This is a genomic window from Gluconacetobacter entanii, assembly GCF_003206495.1.
Taxonomy (GTDB): domain Bacteria; phylum Pseudomonadota; class Alphaproteobacteria; order Acetobacterales; family Acetobacteraceae; genus Novacetimonas; species Novacetimonas entanii.
Window position 1 is genome coordinate 1 of record NZ_NKUF01000139.1, and the last position, 685, is coordinate 685.

Genomic DNA, 685 nt, shown 5'->3' on the forward strand with positions numbered 1-685 from the left:
CGCCATGGGAAAATGGACCCTCGAAATCATCAGGCGGTCCGATACGACGAAGGGCTTTCAGATCCTGCCGCGTCGCTGGGTGGTGGAACGGACATTCGCCTGGCTGGGACGGTGCAGGCGGCTCGCCAAAGATTGGGAAAAGTCCATTGCGTCCTCAACCGCATGGACATTGATCGCCTCGATCCGCATGCTCACACGACGGACAGCAAGGCATTGTCAAGCTTGGAAAACTTTCGGATCGGGCTCTAAGGTTATGTGATTATCCAAGGCAGCATACACAATTTCCAGTTTTTCTTTTGTTTTTGATCTAACTGTGGCACTGACGTTTAGTCGGCTATGGACCTCTTGGTCTGATTCCGTCGTATGTGGCGATGGCTTAGTTTGAAGATTGCCAAGGTTAGCGGATGTGGAAGCGCCAGAAACGGCAAAGCCGATCCGTCTCGCCAGTCTGATGGCAAGGCGTCCGTGGTCAATGATGGTCGAAAATCATCTGGCAGCAGTCGCCTCGCTTGCTGGGGCTATATGAAGCAAGTGAGGCAGTGCCCTTTCCTTTTGATGGGAAGTGATTTTGAGTCAGTCAGCTCGCTAAGAGCCCGATCCGAAAGTTTTTGAACAATACCAGCCTGTTGTGATTCATCCGTCTTTGCGAAGAGATGGAGTGAATGGTGACATGGACTGGTATTGC

Annotated in this window: 1 protein-coding gene; it reads left to right on the plus strand. The window is 51.8% G+C overall.

Features of this window, described 5'->3' with window-relative positions; genetic code table 11:
• Positions 1–259 (plus strand): transposase (locus CFR72_RS16910; protein WP_146220787.1); only part of this gene is annotated, 259 nt, incomplete at its 5' end.
• Positions 260–685 lie beyond the last annotated feature (426 nt).